Genomic DNA, 6311 nt, shown 5'->3' on the forward strand with positions numbered 1-6311 from the left:
GTGTGCGGGCATACAGGTGGCCCGATCGTCGCATCGGGTGGGCGCCGGGTTCCACGGTTCCGGTCGGTGGCTCTTCTGCTCGTCGGGGCGGGTCGTTGCTGGTCAGCCTGGGTTCGGGAGGGTGTCGAGCCGTCTGATCGCGTCTGTGATCACGTCGGTCCATGGCCAGTGTCCGGCGAATCGCAGGTGTCGTTGGCGGGCGGTGGTGATGATTTGGGCAGCGGCAGAGAACAGCCGCAACCGCAGACGGCGGGGCTCCCAGAGTCGGGGTTTGCCGGTCAGGGCGAGCATCGGCATCCAGGCGAGCGAGTCGAGGGCGAGCTGGACGATCTCCAGCCAGATCCGGTTCTGCGCGGTCTCGTGCAGGGGCAGGTTCCGCAGACCGGTGGCCCGCGCGTTGCGAATGCGGTCCTCTGCCCTGGCCCGTCGGCGGTGCCTCAGTTCCAGGTCTGTGATCTTCCCGCCAGTCGTATTGGTGGCGAAGCAGGTGAGTCGTAGTCCGTCAGCGTCTGTGAACCGCAACTGGGCGCCGGGGTGGGGTCGTTCCTTGCGGACGATCAGCCGGATCCCCTTCGGCCAGCCCTTGAGCACGTCGCCGCCGAGTTCGGCGGTCCAAGCGCCGTCGCGGATCTCACCGCCCGGCTCGACCGCCGGACTCCAGGCGGAGGCCGGGACCTTCAACACGGCCTGATGAATCTGCTCAGTGATGGTCATCCCGACCGAGTACGACAGCCACCGGCCCCGTTTTGTGAGCCAGGCGAGGAACCCATGGGTGCCGCCCGCGGAGTCGGTACGGATCAGTGTGGACCGGCCGCGCCGGTGGCGTTTGGGGAGCTGGGCCAGGGCGATTTGGGTGGCGGTGATGTGGTCGGCGGCGGTGTTGGATCCCGCGTTCCCGGGTCGTAGCAGGGCTGCCACCGGCTCCCCGGTGCCACCACTTCCGTGGTCGACGAAGCCCATCAGTGGGTGATGTCCAAACGACTTCTTCCAGGTCGCGGCCGCGTCCTGCTTGTCGGAGTGGGCCAGGACCAGCACTCCGTCCAGGTCCACGATCACCTGGCCGCCCGCATCCGGAGAAGCGTCCTTGGCCAACGCCCAGACGTACTCGCGTACTTCGGCCCGCGCCGAGCGGATCGCGGTCAGGGCCTTGTCCCCGGCCGCGGCGAGGGCGTCGATCAGCCGGGAGACCGTTGGGTCGGAGGCCACCGGCCCGAACACAGCCGGCTCGGCCCGCAACATTCCTGCACCGGCCAGGCAGTCCCCGCCCAGCGCGACCGCGAGAGCCACATCCAGCAGGATCTTGCCCGGATCGTGCACCGCCCGAGGCCGCCGCCACGGCGTCAGCGCCGCCGATATCGCGCTATCCAGGCCGGTCTTACGGGCGGTCTCGACCAGCAGCACCCCGCCGGCCTGCGAGACCACCCCGCTCCCGCCGCCCTCGATGCGGACACGCGGATAGGACCCGATACGCTTCTTCACCTGAGGAGTGCTTCTTTCATGCGACGACCCGGACCCTAGACAAGTCCCATCGTTGCAGGTCAAGAGCACTCTTCGCGTTTTCGATCACGCATCGGACACCCAGCCGCGTGAAAGCCCGAGGCTAGGTTGTGAATGGTTACCGCCGCACCCGGAGCCACGGGGGTCTTCCGGGGGAAATACGGTGGCCAGGAAGGACCGGAATGACTGAACGGTCCATTGCGGGCGGTCACGCCTGCGCCTACCGCCGGATGGGCGCCGATCCGGTACGGGGTCTATGGAAGCTCAGAAGGCTGACGGACCGCGAACGGGAAGTGTTCCTTCTGGTGAGCACGGGGGCAGGAAACCGGCATCTTGCGCGGGAGCTGGGGATCACGGAGCGCACGGTGAAGGCGCACATTGCGCGGATCGTGGAGAAGCTGGAACAGCAGACGCGGCTTCAGGTCGCGGTGCTGGCCGTGCTCGCCCACGAGCAGCTGTGCTCCGATCCTCGATGCGAGTGCCATGAGACCGGTGTCCCGCCGGGGTCTTCGGTGACGGCGGCTGCCTGATGGTGGTGTCCGTGCCCGTGCGGAACGGGTACGGACACCACCGGGTCAGCACTGTCAGTAGTGCTCTTCCCGGTAGACGCCGTCGGTGTCGACACCACGGCCCCACTCACCAAAGCTCGTGTTCGCCAGCTCCAAGTTGACGACGAAGGATCCGGCCGCTACGAGGGTGATCCTGAACGGATCGTCGTCTTCGTCGGGCAGGTTGTTCACGGCCAGCAGCGGGAAGTCCGCGGAGGCCAGCGTCCGCTCGTCGGCGATGAGGACGACGGTACTGTTGGGCCAGTCCTCGTCATCCCGCCCGATCCGTGCCTGGATCTGATCCGCTGTGAAGCCCGCGTAGGCGGGGTTGTCAATGACGGTGATCGAGTCGTAGTGCTCCGAGCCTCCTTCGAGGACCTGGAGCAAGCGTGCCCACTCATCTGGCTGCTCGAAGGATGTCCGCACCAGGAGCGGACCGGTGGACTCCTCGATGGTGGAGGAGGCCGGCTCGGACTCGGCCCCCGTACGCTCGCCGGGGATGACCTGGATGAGGAAGCGGGGCTTCTTGCCGTCCGACGACCGGTCACTGGCGTGGACGCGGATCAGGTAGGGGCCGACTCCCGCGGTGGCCAGGTTCTCTTTGCGCAGTGGCTCGTAACCGCTGTCGCACAGGGCGAGGAAGCCGGTCGTGGAGATCACGGTGATCTCTTCTACCTCGTCCCAGCCGCTCTCCGCTCCCGGGTCATCTCCGGTGTAGAGGGTGACGATGGGGTTCTCCAGGGCGCTTCCGGCGTCGATGTGCAGCCAGTCCTTCTCGGCCGCCAGGAACCCGCGGCCGCGCGGCCGCTTGCCAGCGTCGGGGTCCATGACGGCCAAGTCGCCCCACTCCTTCATCTTGAGCGGCCGGGTGCGGCCGTCAAGGAGCGGCCAGCTGGAACGCTTCATGGAGAACCCCCATCGTGCTTACTGTGCCTGCCGGTCCCGTCCTGGAAGAGTAGACGGGACCTGTGGCAGGCGCGTTGCGTGTCTTACTTGATGCGGACGTAGTAGCCGTCGCCGTTGAGGACACGCTGGGCCTTGTAGAAGCCGCCGAGGCGGGCGCCGGCGCTGCGATTGTCACCGGCGGAGATGATGCGGGTGCTGCCGCGGGCCGGGTTGCCGCCCTCCTTGCTCGCAGCGAACGGGTACTCGTCGCAGTCGTACTTCTTGGGGTCGGGGTTGTGCACCTTCGCGCACATGGCCTTGCGGTGGGCGTTGATGGTCTGGCTTCGTTCACGTCTGGCGGCAGCATTTGTGCATGAGTTCCGGTTCTGGCTCACTTTCCGTGAATAACCACGCGGAGTGACGTTTGTCGGGCGGCGGGCGGGACCTCGGAAAGCTGCCTGAAAATGATTCGTCCTCAGTGCGGTGTGGCTGACAGTTCGGCCCGTGGAAGAAGTAGTGCTCCGGCTGGAAGAGTTGCTGTTCCCGTCGATCTCGGACGTGGCTGTGCTGTCGGTCGACGTGACCGACGAAGCGGTACGCATCGAGGCCCAGAGCACAGTGGCCGGGTCCGATTGCCCTGGCTGTGGAAGCTGGTCGCTGCGTATTCACAGCTCCTACCTACGGTTTCCCGCTGATGTGCCCAGCGGTGGCAGACGGGTCGTCCTATGCCTGCGGGTCCGCAGGTTCCTCTGCCCGGTCATCTCGTGCGGGCGGCGGACCTTCGTCGAGCAGATGCCGGGGCTGACCCGTCGGTACGGCCGGCGGACCGAGCGCCTGCGGTCGACGCTGGCCGCGGTCGGCCTCGCGCTCGCCGGTCGGGCCGGGGCCCGCATGGCGAGAGTCTTCGGCGTGTCCGTCAGTCGCAGTACGGTGCTGCGGCTGATCGAAGCCTTGCCCGACCCGGAAGTTCCCGCCCCGCGCGTGGTCGGGGTCGATGAGTACGCGACCCGCAAGGGGCGTCACTACGGGACTGTCCTGGTCGACGTCGAAACCCGGCGTCCGGTGGACCTGCTGCCCGACCGGGAGGCCTCCAGCCTGGCCGCTTGGCTCGCGAAGCGGCCCGGGGTAGAGGTCGTATGCCGCGACCGGGCACCGTTCTTCGCCGAAGGCGCCACCTCCGGGGCACCCCAGGCGGTGCAGGTGGCGGACAGGTGGCACCTCTGGCACGTGCGCCGTGAGGCGCCGATTGATCGAGTGGAGGTGGGAGACCTTCGCCGCTGTCCTGTCGCAGCAGGGCGGTGAAGCTGGGGGCAGCCTGATCCGGGAGATGCCGGGGAGGGTGGCAAGCGGCCCCTACAAAGCCGGGACGTATCAGCACTGCCAGATGGTGCGGGTCCGGCGAGCGAGACGGAGAGGTATACGCGAGGAACCGGTGTGTGAAGCCTCCTAAGGTGCCACCAGCTCGAACCTGGCGGATCTGGGCTGGTAGCGGCGCGCACCCGCACCGTGGTTGTTGGTGTCGGGGAACTTCCGGTGGTTTGTGCTGGACGGCTCGGGAGGCCACAGCGAAGTGTTGCGGGTTAGCTGTGGCGATGCCGCGGGGGTATAGCCGGGTGCCTCCTTCGTCGAGCGATCGATCGGTGAACACGGGAACCTTCCCGGTCTCGCCCCTCGTCCGCGCTGCCAGCGTGGCCGGGACGGGCTGGGCACATCGTCTGCCGAACGGGCTGGGCAAGGGGCGGAGCCGCCGTAGTAGTCCGAGGCCGGGAAAGCCGGCCACATGGCGAAGGGCGGCAGCGAGATTGCAAGGGAGGTACTGCAATGTCCGGAGACACCGGGGTGGATGCCCCGGTCGCGTGGCCGGTGGCTGAGTACGCCGAGCTACGGGTACGGAAGATGCAGATCAAGCTGCACCGTTGGGCGGTAGCCGATCACGGATTCCGGTTCGACGATGTGTTCAACTTCGTGTGTGACCCGGCCACTTTGGTAGTGGCGTTCGAGCGGGTCGCAGGCAACACCGGAGCCCGAACTGCGGGCGTGGACGGCCTTCGTGCCGACCACGTGCAGGCATTCGGGGCGGAAGCGCACTTGGAACAAATCCGTTCGCAGTTGAGGGCAGGGGTCTTTCGGCCAATGCCGGTGCGTGAGCGGATGATCCCCAAGGCGGCCGGGAAACTGCGTCGTCTGGGGATTCCGACCATCGCGGATCGGGTGGTTCAGGCAGCGCTGAAGCTGGTTATGGAGCCCTTCTTCGAGGCGGACTTTCGTCCGTGCTCGTACGGGTTCCGGCCCAACCGACGCGCGCACGACGCGATCGCCGAGATCCATCTGTTCGGCACCCAGGGTTACCGATGGGTGCTGGACGCTGACATCGAGGCGTGCTTCGACCGGATCGACCACGCTGCCCTGCTGGGCCGGGTGCGGATGCGGCTGAAGGACAAGCGGGTGCTTGCGCTGGTGAAGGCGTTCCTCAAGGCCGGGATCATGACCGAGCTCGGCGAACGGAACGAAACCACCTCCGGGACGCCCCAGGGAGGGATCCTCTCACCCCTGCTGGCCAACATCGCGCTGTCCGCGCTCGACGACTTCGCCGCCGAGCAGTGGACGAACACGATGGCGACCCGGCGGGATCGCGAACGTCGACGGAAACATGGCCTGGGCACCTGGCGACTTGTCCGCTACGCGGACGACTTCGTCGTCATGGTTCACGGGACCAGAGAACACGTCGAGGAGCTTCGCGGACAGGTGAGTGAGGTCTTGGCGACGATGGGCCTTGTCTTGTCGCCGTCGAAGACCCGGATCGTTCATCTGGCCGACGGGTTCGACTTCCTCGGGTTCCGCGTCGTGTGGAATCGCAAGCGGGGAACGGACAAGTGGTACGTCTACACGTTCATCGCCGACAAGCCGGTCGAGGCGCTGAAACGGAAGATCAAGTCACTGACCCTCAGGTTGTCGCATCTCGATTACAGGGTCGCGCTGATCAGAATCAACCAGATCCAGCGTGGCTGGGCCAACTACTTCAAGCATGCGGTCGCCAAGCACACCCTGTCGCGCCTTGCCACCTTCGTCTGGTGGAGGGTCGTGCACTGGGTGATGCACCGCAACCGCATGACGTGGAAGGCCATCCGGCGATGGCTCCACACTCCGCAAGGATGGGAAGCGATCCGCATGGACGGAATCGAACTGTTCAACCTCGCCACGGTGCCAGTCACCCGTTACCGCTACCGAGGCAACAGTATTCCCACGCCCTGGCCGGAACTCTGACCGAGCCGATCCCAACGGCATGATTGAGGTGACCCCCGGAGCGTGGACACGGGGTTCATGCGGCGAGTGAGAGTTTAGCTGTCTTGTGGTGCTGCTGTTCGAACTCCATCGGGGACA

6 protein-coding genes are annotated in these 6311 nt (G+C 66.5%); 3 read left to right on the top strand and 3 right to left on the bottom strand.

Annotated elements, in window-relative coordinates:
* Nucleotides 1-102: 102 nt before the first annotated feature.
* Complete coding sequence (locus ACFV8T_RS43275) at nt 103-1479, bottom strand: IS1380 family transposase (protein ID WP_385338802.1); 1377 nt, start codon at nt 1477-1479, stop codon at nt 103-105.
* Nucleotides 1480-1679: 200 nt separating this feature from the next.
* Between ACFV8T_RS43275 and ACFV8T_RS43280 the strand changes: the two genes are divergently transcribed.
* Entirely contained in the window at nt 1680-2027 is a 348-nt protein-coding gene (locus tag ACFV8T_RS43280) for a response regulator transcription factor (RefSeq protein WP_385338805.1), read from the top strand.
* A 54-nt stretch (nt 2028-2081) separates the two neighbouring features.
* On the opposite strand, the gene ACFV8T_RS43285 is transcribed toward ACFV8T_RS43280, so the two are convergent.
* Nucleotides 2082-2951 (bottom strand): DUF6924 domain-containing protein, encoded by an 870-nt coding sequence (locus ACFV8T_RS43285; RefSeq protein WP_385338808.1) that lies wholly within the window; start codon nt 2949-2951, stop codon nt 2082-2084.
* An 83-nt stretch (nt 2952-3034) separates the two neighbouring features.
* Nucleotides 3035-3532 carry a NucA/NucB deoxyribonuclease domain-containing protein gene (locus ACFV8T_RS43290; protein ID WP_385338811.1) on the bottom strand — a complete coding sequence of 166 codons (498 nt, stop codon included), beginning with the start codon at nt 3530-3532 and terminating at the stop codon, nt 3035-3037.
* Between ACFV8T_RS43290 and ACFV8T_RS43295 the strand changes: the two genes are divergently transcribed.
* Both ACFV8T_RS43295 and ltrA read left to right on the top strand, forming a co-directional pair.
* Nucleotides 3435-4232 (top strand): ISL3 family transposase, encoded by a 798-nt coding sequence (locus ACFV8T_RS43295; RefSeq protein WP_385338814.1) that lies wholly within the window; start codon nt 3435-3437, stop codon nt 4230-4232. The genes ACFV8T_RS43290 and ACFV8T_RS43295 overlap by 98 nt on opposite strands.
* A gap of 519 nt (nt 4233-4751) precedes the next feature.
* Nucleotides 4752-6194, top strand: coding sequence for a group II intron reverse transcriptase/maturase (ltrA, locus tag ACFV8T_RS43300; protein WP_385338816.1), 1443 nt, complete (start codon nt 4752-4754; stop codon nt 6192-6194).
* Nucleotides 6195-6311 lie beyond the last annotated feature (117 nt).

This window comes from Streptomyces sp. NPDC059832 (assembly GCF_042731715.1).
Lineage (GTDB): Bacteria > Actinomycetota > Actinomycetes > Streptomycetales > Streptomycetaceae > Streptomyces.